17 protein-coding genes are annotated in these 13,812 nt (G+C 71.0%); 15 read left to right on the top strand and 2 right to left on the bottom strand.

Annotated features, from left to right (window positions below):
* Positions 1 to 152: 152 nt before the first annotated feature.
* The 15 genes from AB0C59_RS31195 (at position 153) to AB0C59_RS31125 (ending at position 12,199) form a co-directional block, all read left to right on the top strand.
* The gene (locus AB0C59_RS31195) at positions 153 to 620 is read left to right on the top strand and encodes a hypothetical protein (RefSeq protein WP_200402285.1); all 468 of its coding nucleotides are present in this window, start codon (positions 153 to 155) and stop codon (positions 618 to 620) included.
* 61 nt (positions 621 to 681) lie between these two features.
* On the top strand, positions 682 to 984 hold the full coding sequence (locus AB0C59_RS31190) for a hypothetical protein (RefSeq protein WP_051860019.1): 303 nt from the start codon (positions 682 to 684) through the stop codon (positions 982 to 984).
* A gap of 134 nt (positions 985 to 1,118) precedes the next feature.
* On the top strand, positions 1,119 to 1,484 hold the full coding sequence (locus AB0C59_RS31185; protein ID WP_166630434.1) for a hypothetical protein: 366 nt from the start codon (positions 1,119 to 1,121) through the stop codon (positions 1,482 to 1,484).
* 143 nt (positions 1,485 to 1,627) lie between these two features.
* Positions 1,628 to 2,647 carry an N-6 DNA methylase gene (locus tag AB0C59_RS31180; protein WP_363010550.1) on the top strand — a complete coding sequence of 340 codons (1,020 nt, stop codon included), beginning with the start codon at positions 1,628 to 1,630 and terminating at the stop codon, positions 2,645 to 2,647.
* A 44-nt stretch (positions 2,648 to 2,691) separates the two neighbouring features.
* Complete coding sequence (locus tag AB0C59_RS31175) at positions 2,692 to 3,045, top strand: hypothetical protein (protein WP_363010548.1); 354 nt, start codon at positions 2,692 to 2,694, stop codon at positions 3,043 to 3,045.
* Between the two features lie 13 nt (positions 3,046 to 3,058).
* Positions 3,059 to 4,054 (top strand): DUF4007 family protein, encoded by a 996-nt coding sequence (locus tag AB0C59_RS31170; RefSeq protein WP_363010546.1) that lies wholly within the window; start codon positions 3,059 to 3,061, stop codon positions 4,052 to 4,054.
* Positions 4,055 to 4,215: 161 nt separating this feature from the next.
* Positions 4,216 to 4,824: a hypothetical protein gene (locus AB0C59_RS31165; RefSeq protein ID WP_205383903.1), complete on the top strand. Its 609-nt coding sequence runs from the start codon at positions 4,216 to 4,218 to the stop codon at positions 4,822 to 4,824.
* Between the two features lie 128 nt (positions 4,825 to 4,952).
* Positions 4,953 to 5,639, top strand: a complete 687-nt coding sequence (locus AB0C59_RS31160; RefSeq protein ID WP_363010544.1) for a hypothetical protein — start codon at positions 4,953 to 4,955, stop codon at positions 5,637 to 5,639.
* Positions 5,640 to 5,943: 304 nt separating this feature from the next.
* Positions 5,944 to 6,393, top strand: coding sequence for a hypothetical protein (locus tag AB0C59_RS31155; RefSeq protein ID WP_363010542.1), 450 nt, complete (start codon positions 5,944 to 5,946; stop codon positions 6,391 to 6,393).
* Positions 6,390 to 6,752 (top strand): hypothetical protein, encoded by a 363-nt coding sequence (locus tag AB0C59_RS31150; RefSeq protein WP_363010540.1) that lies wholly within the window; start codon positions 6,390 to 6,392, stop codon positions 6,750 to 6,752. Before AB0C59_RS31155 ends, AB0C59_RS31150 begins: the two co-directional genes overlap by 4 nt.
* Positions 6,749 to 7,507, top strand: coding sequence for a DUF6884 domain-containing protein (locus AB0C59_RS31145; RefSeq protein WP_363010538.1), 759 nt, complete (start codon positions 6,749 to 6,751; stop codon positions 7,505 to 7,507). Before AB0C59_RS31150 ends, AB0C59_RS31145 begins: the two co-directional genes overlap by 4 nt.
* Before the next feature lie 38 nt (positions 7,508 to 7,545).
* Positions 7,546 to 8,256: a hypothetical protein gene (locus tag AB0C59_RS31140; RefSeq protein WP_363010536.1), complete on the top strand. Its 711-nt coding sequence runs from the start codon at positions 7,546 to 7,548 to the stop codon at positions 8,254 to 8,256.
* A gap of 75 nt (positions 8,257 to 8,331) precedes the next feature.
* Complete coding sequence (locus tag AB0C59_RS31135; protein ID WP_363010534.1) at positions 8,332 to 9,501, top strand: site-specific integrase; 1,170 nt, start codon at positions 8,332 to 8,334, stop codon at positions 9,499 to 9,501.
* Positions 9,498 to 9,845: a helix-turn-helix transcriptional regulator gene (locus tag AB0C59_RS31130; protein ID WP_363010532.1), complete on the top strand. Its 348-nt coding sequence runs from the start codon at positions 9,498 to 9,500 to the stop codon at positions 9,843 to 9,845. Before AB0C59_RS31135 ends, AB0C59_RS31130 begins: the two co-directional genes overlap by 4 nt.
* A 53-nt stretch (positions 9,846 to 9,898) precedes the next feature.
* Positions 9,899 to 12,199 carry a hypothetical protein gene (locus AB0C59_RS31125; RefSeq protein ID WP_363010530.1) on the top strand — a complete coding sequence of 767 codons (2,301 nt, stop codon included), beginning with the start codon at positions 9,899 to 9,901 and terminating at the stop codon, positions 12,197 to 12,199.
* Between the two features lie 70 nt (positions 12,200 to 12,269).
* On the opposite strand, the gene trxB is transcribed toward AB0C59_RS31125, so the two are convergent.
* Entirely contained in the window at positions 12,270 to 13,253 is a 984-nt protein-coding gene (gene trxB, locus AB0C59_RS31120) for a thioredoxin-disulfide reductase (RefSeq protein WP_363010637.1), read from the bottom strand.
* A 5-nt stretch (positions 13,254 to 13,258) separates the two neighbouring features.
* Positions 13,259 to 13,678 carry an arsenate reductase ArsC gene (locus AB0C59_RS31115; protein ID WP_363010528.1) on the bottom strand — a complete coding sequence of 140 codons (420 nt, stop codon included), beginning with the start codon at positions 13,676 to 13,678 and terminating at the stop codon, positions 13,259 to 13,261.
* Positions 13,679 to 13,812 lie beyond the last annotated feature (134 nt).

Below are 13,812 nucleotides of genomic sequence, written 5' to 3'. Positions count from 1 at the left end.
ATCGCCCGGCTCGCCCTCGGGGCGAGCCGGAAAGCGTTCACAACCATCTATGGTGTTGCGTATTCGTATTTCAGTATGTAGATTGATTGCATCGCTGGCGGACCTCCAAGTCCACGCCGCACGAAGCCCCTTTACTGCTCTGGAGTCCTCCCATGCTTGCTGTCGCCCACAAGGCAGAGGTAGACGCCGCCCTTCTCGCCTACCGGAGGGGATGGGCCGACGTCTGGCTGACCCTGGTGGACGTCACCACCGACTTGATGCACCTGGCCAGTCACATGCGCGCCGACATCGAACGCTGCCTCGACGGCGACGCGAAGGCGCGACTGGACGAACGGCCCCTGGCCGCCATGCCGAACCTCGACCCGTCCGTCGCGCCGATCCACAACACGGACGATTCGGCCGCCGCAGACCACCTCTTCGACGTGTACGTGCACGCCAGCGACGCCGCTGCCGCCCTCCGCGTGCACATGGCAGAGGACCCCTACCCCACCTTCTCGAAGGCGCTGCACGTGCTGCTCAACGAACTGCGCGCCTACGCCCAGAACCTCGGCTTCGACTTCGACGAGGTCATGCGCGCGGCATCGCAGGCCCACCGGGTCGACCAGCGCAAGGCCAAGTAGCCGAACCCTGCCCCGGTGCCGCTGCCCCCCACGAACGATCCCACCTGGAAGGACCTGGACCATGACCACGCCCCTGATCCCCGCCCCGGCTCGATCGGGCCGCGGCTCGATACGCATGCACCTCGACCGCGGGGAACACCCCGCGACTCGGGTGCCGCTCCTCGGCGCCGATCTCGACAACCCGCCCGCCGTCTGCGGAGGCTGCGCCAACACCGTGTTGAAGCGGCTCGGTGACGGTCGAGAGCGTCTCAAGTGCGGGCTTCTGCCTCGCGGAAGCCGCGGACTGCGCGGCCCAGATCTGCGCGAGTCCATGCCCGCGTGCGTGAAGTACGCCGCGGCCTCCGCCGCACCGCGGAACACCTGATCTTCCCGACCACGCGCCCAGGGCCCTTCCGCCGGAGCCCACGCGGTCCCGTACGCCAAGAGGCGGCGGGCCCCGGGCTCGTGGTCAGGATCCCTCTCCACCACCCGCACCCGCCTCACCACGGAGACGTGATCATGCTGCCCGGCCTCGCCCAGCACATCGACTTCCAGGCCGCCCACAACGACTACACCCGCGGGTTCCTCGTGGTGAGCAAGGCCGACCGCACCACCGCGTACGGGTACGTGTGGGAACACGCCCTCCCGGACGGCACCACCACGTGGGTCGCCCAGCCGGACACGGCCAACAACGCTTCGCGCATCCCCGGGTTCCAGTCCCGGGAGTGGGCCGGGGAGTTCCTGTACGAGCGCGAGTGGCCCAAGTTCGTCCGTCGCGGGGACGACAAGGGCGACGCCCTCCCGCAGCCGGGATGCGCCGAGCGCGCGCCGTGCGGGACGTGCTCCCTGTGCGAGCCCGAGCTGGCCCGCCGCGGAGTCCTCTGAACGAGCCGGCTGACGCCCCTACGCCATCCATCACCACAACGTGCAGGTCCGGGGCTGCGGACGACGCCTTCCCGCTCGCGAACCTGGCACCGGCTTCCTGTTCCTGACCAAAACACACCACCCACCCATGCCCTGGAACCCTCATGCCCGCTGCTGATTCCACCGCCACCCTCGTGACCGAGGCCGTTGACCAGATGCTCACCCACAGGGCTCGGAACTGCACCGACCCGAGCTGCGCCCGGCACGCCGGTACGACCGACTGTCCTCCGATCACCGTCAGCCGTAGCGCCGGCTCCGTCCTCGGCGAAGCGGTCGCCGAAGCCTGGCACGCCGCCGGCGGCAGCCGCCTCGACATCCCCGCAGGGGTCGTCGCGGCCCTCGCCCTGTGGCCCCAGAAGTCCCCCGGTGCGGCGGCCGCCGACACGATCGCCGCGTACATCGCCGCGCAACCCCCGCGCGTCCTGGTCCGCGGCCTGGCCGATAGCGCCAACTACTACTACGGCCTCCGCCCCGACCTTTGGGCCACCGCCCGCCCGCTGTTCGACTGGACCAGGGAGGACCTGCACGACACCCACCTCGCGGGCGTGCGTGCTGTGGCCCTTGCCGCGCTGCGCCATGGAGTCCTCCGGCACACGGGAGACACCGACCCCGCCGAGCGGTCCCGGATCGACCTGATGTCCTGGGTCATCACAGCCCTACGCCACCATCACTCCCGGCGCAGCCTCGGCGAGTACCACACTCCGCCCGACGTCGGCGATCTGATCGCCGCGATGCTGGCCGACGAAGGCGGCACAGGAAAGCGACCCCACCACCGCGGTGAGTGGGCGCTCGAGCCGGCCGCCGGAACCGGAGGGCTCTTCCGCTCCGCGGCGCAGGACCTGCGCCGCGACGGCGAGGACCCGGCGGAGCGCGGCTGGGTCATGCTCGAACTCGACCCCCTGGCCGCCGCTGGAGCCGCCGTCAACACCCTCGTCTGGGAACTGGGCCCCCGCGCGGTCGTCGGATGCGGCGACGTCCTCGCACAGCCCGACCTGGCCGAGGAAACCCTTGCCCGGCAGCGTGACATGGCGCGCCACCGCGACGACGTCATGAAACTGATCGGCTTCGCCATCGCCACTCGCACCACCGAGCAGCTGCTGGACGCCCTCACGACCAGCAGGTAGCCGCCCCGGCCCACGCCTCGTGGGCCGGGCCCGAAGGAGGAACCGTGGCACGAGTCCACGACCACAGCGACAGCCAGGCCGTAGCCCGGGCGCTGCGCGCCGTCATGCCCGCACCCAGCCGTACCAGCGTGTACGTGCTGACCTGCGGATGCCTCGACGCCGAGGGCCTGTTGTCCTGGTACATCGACACCGAGACCCGGTCCTACGAACTCGACCTCTCCCCCGCCGCAGCCGGTCCGAGGCAGGTTCGGCTGACCAGTCGGCCGCTCATCGGCGACGGCACCGTCTGGAGCGAGGACCTCCTCATTCCAGACCCCCCCGCCGACTGGGCGCACTCCCTCGCACGTCTCGTCGCCCGGCTCACCCTCTCCGACCGCAGCCCCCTCTCACTCGACTGAGCAAAGGACCACCGTGCCGAACCGCACTCCCCTGACCGACTGCCTGCCCGGCTTCGGCCGGCACCGCGGCTACCCACCGCGCTACGGGTGGCTCCGCAAGGTCTACGACGCCCTGCTCCAGGATCCAACCGCCCTGCGCCGCCCCGACGCGACCATCGTGCTCGGCGTCGGCAAGAGCATGGTCCCGTCCATGGCCTTCTGGTCCCAGGCCTTCGGACTGGCCGCCCGCAACGGCCAGGACCTGGTGCCCACGGACCGCGCCCACTGGCTCCTGGACGAGGAAACCGGCGTCGACCCCTACCTCGAACTCGACGCCAGCCTCTGGCTGTTGCACTGGTGGTTGATGAGCTCCGAACCGTGTCACGTGCCCACCTGGCGGTATCTCTTCGGGTACTCCCCGTTCAGCCGGTCCAGCCGCGCGGAGCTGCAGGGGCGCCTGGCGGCCGCCGCCGACGCGGCCGGCCACAGGATCCCAGCCGCGTCGGTACTCGCCTCGGACATCGCCTGCCTGGTGAGCATGTACGCGCCCGGCGACCCCACCGCCGCGAACATCGAGGACGAGCTCTCCAACCCGTTCCGCACCCTCCACTTGCTCGACCCCGAGCCGCCCGCCGACCGCACAGCCGACCGCAGCCACCTCGTGGCCCTGCGCCGCATGGCCGGCCGCCACTGCCCCGCGCCCGTCCAGGCGTACGCGAGCTTGACCTTCGCGGCCCGGACCGCCAGCCCCGCGGCCGGCTCCGTCAGCCTGGTGCGGCTCGCCTCCGACCCCCTGGGGCCCGGCCGGCTCCTTCTCACCGGCACCGCCGACCTCCGCCGCGCCCTGCACCAAGTCGCGGACAGGCATGCGGATCTGGCCGTCGTGCAGTCCGGCGACGGCGAGGAGACACTCGTCTACTCGCGCCCGCCCGTCCTTCTCGCCGAGGACGTCCTGGCCGGCGCCTATCCCGCCCTGCGGCCGGCCACCAGCCGTGCTGCGGAGAAGGGGAGTTCTTGGTCCCTGTCCTGACGGACTCCGGGTTCCCGCGGGCGCGGATCGCTCAGACGAGCACAAGCAATGTTGCTTATTAGTATTCTCATGTGTACTGTGGTTCTCGTTGGTGGTGCTCGCCTCCCGGCTTGAGCGCCCCGCGCCCTCCCCTTCCGACGAGACAGGCCCAGGAGACACGCATGCGCATCAAGACCGGTGGACAGCACCAGGGTTGGACCGTGGTCCACCAGGCGCGGCGGGCGTGGCGCGGCTCCTTCGAGGGCGTGTGGCTCGGCGTGGAGGAGTCCACGGGGCACTGGATGGTCGGCCGCCAGCACGACGGGCAGTCGATGGACGACGGCTTCGACGCGGACGGCAACTGGGCCACGTCCCGGCACTTCCGGGAGGGCAACGAGTACCTCAACATGCGCCGGGCTCTGGCCGCGTACGACGAGGAGGCACAGAACGCGAGCGACGTCTGGAACGGGATGTGGGACCAGCGCGCCCACGAGGCCGTCGCCCGGCACCTCGCGCACCGCGTTCCCTTCCCCGCGCCGGTCCGGCTCTCGGCCGGATGGATCGGGCGCGGCCTGACCGATTACCACCCCCCGCGCGGGTCGACGTTCCCGCTCGACGGGCCGGAGGCCAAGTACGAGCTGATCCGCTACCTCCAGGGCCAGACCCGGTTCGACGAGATCGTGACGGAGCCGGGCTCGGTCTCCGAGGAGGAGGCGTACCAGCTGGCCATCAACGCGACGGGGCCGATCCGCTTCGTGTGCCGTGGCGTGACCTTCTACCTGAGCGAATGAGCCCGACGGCACGGGCGCGGGGCCACAGCGCGCACCGCGCCCGTGCCGCCGGACCACAAGTCGTCCAGCCAACCACCGACGTACACACCGAAGGCGAGGACGCCGCCCCTGGGGGCGGTTGAGACGAGATGGACCACAAGAACCTCATCGGCCACGACGACGCCGTTCACGAGGGCCTACTCAACAGCCACACCGGCTTCATGATTGACGTGGCCTGCGACGCGGGCCGGTACGCGGTCGTCCACCACTACGAGAAGCTCGACCCGGCGCGCGTCACCGACGCTCCCCTGACCTGTCCTGAGTGCGTCGCCGCGAACTCCCCCGCCACCGCACAGCTGCACCGCGGACGCATCGCCCATCGGTACGCCGAAGAGGTCCTCGCCCTCGCCGATACCCGCGCATGCCCGCCTGCCCAAGACGACGAAGGGCTCCGACTGGCCTTCGTGGCACTCGCGACAGAGAACCCGCCGCCCCGGGCCCTATACGCGCTGATCAGGGAGCACGTGACCGACATGCTGACCGATCGCGCCCTGGCAGCGCCGGAAGGGGTCCCGCAGGTCCTCGTGCCCTACAAGCGGTACACCGGCGGCACAGTCCAGGCCCCCGTCGGCCCTGGGGACCGCCTCATGCACTACAGCGCCGCCGGCGGGTACTTCCAGTACGTCTGGGTCGATGGGCTCGATGAGTCTCCGGACGGAATCGTCGTCACGGTCCACGAGAAGGACCGGCGTCCAGTCACGTACTCGGCGCGCGAGGTCAGCCAGCGGTACTCGAAGCTCGACCGGGCGGCACCGCTGCCGTCGAGCGGTGGGTGATCGAAGCTGACGGCTACGGCCTGACCTCAAACAGTCCTGGGCAGGCCGGGCACGTACCGTCGCGGCTGATCCCGCCCCCATCCGCAGGTGTGCGCCGGGATAGTGCTCGTCTCTCGCGGCCAGTTCCCCACCGCGATGGCGTCGGCCAGTTCAGGTCTTCTCACCCGCGGCCCGTGCCGGGATCCCCTTGGCCCCAGCACCGCGGCGAATGCGCCCCACCGCCCAACTGACCCTCTCTTTTCAGGATGCTGCGCCGCGCCGTCGCCGCGGCGCCGCCTCACCCGACTCCCGAGGCGCCCACACCATGACCACCGACAGTCCGCACGTTGCCTACCTGGCCCCTTCCGATCCTGCCCGCCCCCAGCCCGGCCGAGACAACGACGAGGAGGCCGACCGCTTCGAGGACTCGGTCCTGACCGCCTACCTCTTCCACCTGACGGCCAAGGGACACCGTGTCCTGCGGCACCGCGTCGTCACGGATCCCGTCCTGGCGTCCACCGACCTCTTCGACGCGACTGCCGGAGAGGTGGTGATGGCCTGTCACCGATCGCACTACCGCGCCCTCATCGCCGCGTACGGAGTGATCAGCGACTGCGCGCGATTCTTCGCCCCGGCCCGCCGCGCACTGCTGTTCACCGCCGAGCCGGGCTCGGTCGCCAAGGAGTTCCTGTCCCACCACAAGATCATCGCGATCTGGCCCGAGGGCGAGTCCTTCGTCCGCGCGGATCCGGCAGCCGAGACAGGCGGAGCGTGAACCGCCAGAGCTTCGGGCCGCCGTCGACGAGAGCCGAGGAACGCGCCTGGCGCGCGGCCGGTCTCCTCGTCGATGTGGCCGGGCGCGTACTGCCGGCCACGGCCCCGCCCTGCGGCTTCTGCGACGGCGAGGACATCGGCGACACCTGCCCGGCGTCCCTGACCTGCCCCACGTGCAAGGCCACGCCCCGACAAAGGTGCTGTCGGCCGAGCGGCCACACCGCCGAGCAGTGGCACCGCAGCCGCGTCCGCGCCGCCGACCTGGAAGACCAGCGCCGCGAGGAAGACGGCGACACCACCCTGCCCGCCCGCTGGGCCGACACCCCACCGGCTCCGACCCCATCACGAGGAACACGATGACCATCGACCACCCCCGCAACAGCGCCACGGACACGTCAGGCGCCGCGGACCGGCCGCGTACGGCCGGATCCTTCACACCCCGCATCACCCCCGCCCAGCGCCGCGCCCTCCTCGCCGGGGCCAGGGACCCGATCGGGCTGCTGCCCAAGTCCGTCAACCTGCGGACCCTGGCGTCCCTCGCCGACATCGGCTACGTCGGCCTGGACCAGAGCCGCGACGTCCTTCGTGGACAGGAGGCGACGCGGGACGCGCTGGACGTCTGGGGCGGTGCTCTGACCGAGGACGGCTGGCAGCGGGCCCGCGCCGAGGGCGCGGGCCGGTTCCGGATCGTCGTCGTCGGCTGCGGAAAGGCCAAGCAGGACCGCCGCGTGACCGCCGGCGCGATGTACGTCGGCACCTTCCACGGCTCCTGCCGGGAGACGGCCAAAGCCCTGCTCCAGGACGGCGGCCGCCAGTACATCCTCTCCGCCGCCCACGGGCTCCTCGACCTGTCCACACAGATCGACCCGTACGACATCACCGTGGGCGACCCCGACAGCGTCAGCGCGGACTTCGTGCAGGCGCAGGTCCGGGAACGCGGCATCGAGTCGGCGGAGGTGACGGTGCTGGCCGGCAGCAAGTACGTGGCCCTCGCCCGGCACTCCTGGCCGGACCTTCAGGCGCCGCTCGCCGGAGCCGGCGGGATCGGGGAGATGAAGCAACGTCTCTCCCAGATCCGTCTCGCCGCGCGGGCCGAAGCCGGGCAGGAGCGGTGAGCGCGCCGCTCGGGCCCGCTCCGTCTCGGTGGGAGGCCATGGCTGCCGGCAGCGCCGAGGGCTGGGCTCAGCGGTGGAGCCGCGGTGTGCCGACGTGGGTCCATACGTCGCAGGGCGGCTTCGACCGGCGCCGCTACGCGGTGGTCGAGCTGGCGGAGGCGCCCGCCCGGGAGTACATCCAGGCCAACCACTACCTGTCGGGGTGGCCGCCGGCAGTCCACCGGTTCGGGCTGGTGGACCTCGAGCCCGCAGGGGGCGACGACGGCCAGGTGGTCGACGGCCAACTGCTGGTGGGTGTCGTCGTCCTGGGCGTCCCGATGAGCCGCCGTGCTTTGACCAGGGTTTTCCCGTCGCTGGAGCCGTATACGGAGGCACTGGAAATGTCGAGGGTGTGCCTGTCCCCCTCGGTGGCGAGCAACGGGGAGAGCTTCACGGTCGCGGGGGCACTGCGTCTGGCCGCGGGCCACGGCGTGCGGGGAGTGGTCACCTACGCGGACCCCGTCGCACGGCTTCGGACCCTGCCGGACGGGCGCACGGCCGGCTCCCCCCGAGGGCACCTAGGGGTCATCTACCAGGCCCTTTCCGCAACTTACACGGGCCGCAGCACGGCGAGGACAATCGTCGTGCTGCCGGACGGCCAGGTGCTCCCTAGTGGAGTACGCGCGGGTTCCCCTGCCCCTGTCTGGGCTTCCGAAGCTGCATTTCAGCAGGCAGGGCGCGCCCTCGGCGGCGTTCACACGTTGGTGTGAGATCTCAGCTGTAGCTCGCAGATTCTGCGAGTAGTCCCTGTAATTTCCCGGTTCGTGTCAGATTCCGAAAGTCGCGTGCTGACGCTGGTACGCCCGATCGCGGACGCCAGCGCGATAGTAGACCCGGCCGCGGTCTCGGTGGAGTCGGGGCTGGCGGACGTCGTCACCTTGCAGCGCCGCCGACAAGCCCGCATGTCCGCCGTCGACGAGGAGAGTTTCTTCCTCGACACGCTCTCGGAGTACCAGTGGGCTCGGGACGCGGCCGGTCTGGCGCCGACGACGCTCGACGGCCTGCTCAAGCCCGTGGTGGAGGTCTGCGAGTACTACGGCACCGTGCCGTGGCAGCTGTCTCCGCGTGAGGTCGACCGCTACTTCGCCGGGCCGGGCAAGCGGGCAGCATCGACGCTGCGAGGAAAGATCAACAAGATCGACGCGTACTTCGCGTTCCTCGAGCAGCGATACGCCGGCGAGATCATGCGGCGCTTCGGCGCCACCGTCGAGTCGCCGATCGACCCGTTCAACAGGCCCCGGCACCGCGGGGACTTCGGCCTGCGGATCCCGCCGTCGCAGACGGCGATGCGCGACTTCCTCGGCCGGTGGCGCGAGGACCTGCCCAACGCCCGGAAGTACCTGGTCGCCTGCCGCGACTACGTGATGACCAAGGTCGCCTACCTCTCCGGTGTCCGCGCCGCGGAGCTGTGCGGCGTGTGCATGGGCGACCTGCACTGGGAGCACGGGCAGTGGGGCCGGTTCGTCGTACTGGGCAAGGGCGCCCACGGCTCGGGGCCGCGGCCGCGCGAGGCGTACATGTTCCAGGAGGGTCGGGCCCTGCTGTGGTGGTACATCGAGGAGATCCGCGGCGAGTTCGGCGACGACATCGAACACCCGCGGGCGCCGCTGTGGCCCTCGGAGCGCAAGCCGACCGCGGTCGCCTCGCTGAACCTGCCGATCGCGCCGGCGATCGTGCCGTCCACGTTCCGCAAGGCGCTGCACACGGCGGCCGCGAACTACATGACCGGCCCGGTCACCGACCTCTTCCCGCACCTGCTGCGTCACGCCTGCGCGACCCACAACTACGAGCGCGGGATGACGTTGTGGGAAGTGCAGAAGGTCCTCGGACACGACTGGGCAACCACGACACTTCGGTACATGGCGACCGCTCACGCCGACCCTGAGCACGCGAACCTGACCGCGAGCTCCCGGGCGGCTCAACGACTGGTGATGGACAAGGGGAACCTACGGTGAAGTGGAACCTTCGGATGGTGGCCGCGCAACGGGACCTGTGGCGGCCGACCGAGGTGCTGGCCGCCTTCCAGCAGGTGGGGTTCAATCCGTCGCTGAGCAAGGTGGCCGCGCTGTGGGGCGGGACCCCGGTCACCGTGCGCCTGGAGGACCTGGACAAGATGTGCGCCGCGCTGAACTGCACGGTCGCTGACCTTCTCCAGGCCGAGCCGCTCGCCGACGCCCAGGCGGCGCCGGAGTCCGGCCAGCGCGCGGTCGGCGCCGAGGAGCAGCCGGCGGCGGGCCAGCTCCGGCCGGTGCCGCGCAGCCGTCGGGGTGCCGGGCCGCGCTCGCTCCCGCCGAACTGAACGGCAGGCCGGTAGCAGTGGGGCGTGGAGAGGGGCGGGCGCGGAGCTGCCCGGTGTGTCTGGGCTGGCTGGTGGTGCACTGGAACCGGGTGTGCGACGGGTGCCGGCCCTGGGCGAGGCGGTATCCCGAGGTCGGGGTGTGCCCGCGATGCCGGCACGAGGCGCACCTGAACACGGACGGGCTGTGCAAGCCGTGCCTGATGGCGATCCGGGCCGAGGACGACGCTGAGTGGGCCCTGGGTCTTGCGGAGGCGCGGCCGCGGCCGGTCCAGCTCATCGTCGGCGGGATGTACGGCGACCGGTCGGCGGACGCCCGGCCGCTGCGCCGGCGCACGAAGAACGGGCTCAAGGTGGGGCAGGGGTGGTGGATCAAGCTCCGGAAGCAGCGCGCTGCCCCGGCCGGGGCGCCGGTGTTGCAGGCGCAGGTGTGCGGCCAGCTTGCGCTGTTCACGGTGCCCAGGGCGCTGACTGACGCCACGGTCAGCGCGATCGTCAGCTGGCCGGTGGCCGGATGGGAGGAATGCCGCCCGGTGATCGAGGCGATGGCGGCCGAGCACGGCATGTCCGTGGGCTGGCAGCACAAGATCGCCGAGATGCTCCGGCTCGCGCTGGCCGTGCGGGAGGCCGAGGGTGCCGTGCGGCTGCCGGAGCCGATGCTTCGGGATCTGCCGTCCAACGGGGACGCGGTGCGCCTGGTCCTGCTGCGGGCCGGCTTGCTCGACCCGGCACCGGAGCCTATGCGGTTCTCCACCACCAACCAGCCCACCACCACCTACATCACGGCCCCGGCGCCGTTGCCGCCGTCCGTGGCGCGGTCATGCCGCGACTGCGATGCCTGGTTGGCCGCCGGCAAGCGGGGCTTGCGCTGCGATCCGTGCCGTCACTGGCGCGAGCTGCACCCTGCGGGCCGGTGCGTCCGGTGCCGGCGGGACGAACTGCCTCTGCGCGGCGACCGGTGCCGCACCTGTCGCCTCTATCGGCACTTGGACGGCTCGGGCCCGGCTGCGGTGCGGGCCACCCAGCTGGTCATCGACCTTCCGCGCGGGGTTCCCGGCCAGGCCCAGTTGATCCCGGTCGCCGAATCCGCACCGGCGGACGGCGAGGATGAGGACGTGTCCGCCCTGCATGCCGCCCGCGGGCAGGAGCCGCTCTTCGGGATGCGGCGCGACTGGTCGCCGGTCATGGCCCGCCTACGCCGCCGCAGCTACCGGGACCTGCCGTTGACCAGCGATGCCTGTGCGCTGACCGAGGAACTGGATCGGCTGCGCCGCGGCCGGCAGGATCCCGCCTACCGCAAGGACATCCGCACTCTGACGATCCTGGTGTACTGGCTCGGCGCCGAGACCCTCTTCCAGGAGCGCGACGTCCACGACCTCGCTCTGCTCGACCCCAACCTCGCGGCCAAGCGGGTCTGCCAGTTCCTCGCCGCCCGGGGCCTGCTGGTCGAGGACCCCGAGCTGCACCGAGACGCGGACGAGATGTGGGTCGAGGCCACCATCGCCACACTGCCGCCGACCGTCGCCGACGAGGTGAATCTGTGGGTCAAGGTCCTGCGCGGCCAGGGCCGGCGCGAGCACGAGGCACGCAGCTACGACGGCATCCGCCGCTACCTCGCCTCTCTCCAGCCAGTCCTCACCGCCTGGAGTCGCAGCGGCATCACGACACTGCGGCAGATCACCAGCGACCACGCCACCACAGCTGTCGACGATCTCACCGGGAGCGCCCGCCGCCAGCTCGCCATCAGCCTGCGCAGCCTGTTCAAGGCCCTGCGCCAAGAGCGCGTCGTCTTCCGCGACCCCACCCGCACTCTGCCCGTCGGCGACCTCAAGGGCATCCCGAAGTCCGTGCCCTCAGACCTCCTGGCCACGCTCCTCGACCGTGCCACAACCCCGCTCGGCCGGCTCATCGTCGCCCTGACCGCCGTCCACGCCCTGCCCGGCCACGAGATGCCCACGCTGCTCACCTGCGACCTCAACCTCGCCCACGGCACCCTCGAAGCCCGCCGCGGCCTGCTGCGCCACACCCTCTACATCGAGGAGTTCACCCACGGCCTCGCCGCTGAGTGGCTCACCTACCGACACCGCCGCTGGCCCGCCTCGACCAACCCCCACCTGCTCGTCAGCCAGCGCACCGCACTCGACCCCGACCACCCGCCGGTCAGCATGACCATGCTGCACCGGCACCTGCCCAAGGGATTCACGCTGGACGGCCTGCGACAGGACCGGATCCTGAACGAGGCGTTCGAGACCGGCGATCCGCTGAAGCTGATGCGCCTGTTCGGCATCACGGAGAAGACCGCCATGCACTACGTCGGGGTGGCCCACCCGGAGAAGACCTCACAGCTCCCCCGGTGACGGCCACCGGCGGGAACGACAGTGGCGGGGCCGCCCGGAGCTTCCGGACGGCCCCGCCTGCGAGTACCGCTCAGGCCGGGACGGCAGCGGTTGCCGGCTCAGTTTCGGCTGTGCCGCGAGCGGCGAGGTAGCGCTCGGCGTCCAGGGCTGCGGCCGCGCCGGTGCCGGCGGCGGTGATGGCCTGGCGGTAGGTGTCGTCGACGACGTCGCCGGCGGCGAACACCCCGGGCAGGCTCGTACGCGTCGTCGGGGAGGCCACCTGGATGTAGCCCTCGCTGTCCAGCTCGAGCTGGCCGGTGAACAGCTCTGTGCGCGGGTCGTGGCCGATGGCGATGAACAGGCCCGTCACGTCCAGTTCGCGGGTGGCGCCGGTGAAGACGTCGCGCAGGACGACGCCGCCGAGCATGCCGTTCGTCTCCTTGATCTCGGCGATCTCGCTGTCGAAGGCGAAGGAGATCTTGTCGTCGGCGAAGGCCCGGTTCTGCATGGCCTTGGAGGCGCGCAGGGTGGAGCGGCGGTGGACGACGGTGACCGAGCGGGCGAAGCGGGTGAGGAAGGTGGCCTCTTCCATCGCGGTGTCGCCGCCGCCGACCACGACGATGTCGCGGTCGCGGAAGAAGAACCCGTCGCAGGTCGCGCACCAGGATACGCCCCGGCCGGACAGCGCGTCCTCCTGGGGCAGCCCGAGCTTGCGGTAGCCGGAACCGGTGGCGATGATCACCGTCTTCGCGCGGTGGACGGTGCCGGCGGAGTCGGTGAGCAGCTTGATGTCGCCGGTGAGGTCGACCTCGACGATGTCGTCGTCGATCATTTCAGCGCCGAACTTCTGGGCCTGGGCCCGCATGTTCTCCATCAGGACCGGGCCGTCGACGCCCTCGGGGAAGCCGGGGAAGTTCTCGACCTCGGTCGTGGTGGTCAGCGAGCCTCCGACGAAGATGGAGCTGCCGAAGAGCAGGGGCTTGAGCTGGGCGCGGGCGGCGTAGAGGGCGGCGGTGTATCCGGCGGGGCCGGAGCCGATGATGACGACCTCGCGCACCTGGTCGGGCTGGGTCACGGTGTTCACGCCTCCTGCTGGGCGTCGATCTCGGCGATGAGGGCCTCGATGCGGGTCTTGATCTCGTCGCGGATGGGGCGGACGGACTCCACGCCCTTGCCGGCGGGGTCTTCGAGGGCCCAGTCGAGGTACTTCTTGCCGGGGAAGATCGGGCAGGCGTCGCCGCAGCCCATGGTGATGACGTAGTCGGACGCCTGGACGGCTTCGGTGGTGAGGATCTTCGGCGTGGCGGCGGAGATGTCGATGCCGGCCTCGGCCATCGCCTCGACGGCCGCGGGGTTGACCTGGTCGCCGGGGATGGAGCCGGCGGAGCGGACCTCGACGCGGTCGCCCGCGAGGTGCTGGAGGAATCCGGCGGCCATCTGCGAGCGGCCGGCGTTGTGGACGCAGACGAACAGCACGGAGGCGAGCGGGGCGGAGGACATGCGTTCTTCCTTCACAAGGTGAGTGGCAGGTGATGCAGAGGGGTGCCTCTATGTCCTTCGTCAAGGCACCCCTGTCGGGTTTGGGGTGATTCGGTCTTGCTGGGGTCATGCGGCGAGCTCGACGTCCGCGGGCG

The sequence above is a fragment of the Streptomyces sp. NPDC048664 genome (genome assembly GCF_040650555.1).
Classification (GTDB): Bacteria; Actinomycetota; Actinomycetes; order Streptomycetales; family Streptomycetaceae; genus Streptomyces.
This window is presented reverse-complemented; position numbering and strand designations above follow the sequence as displayed.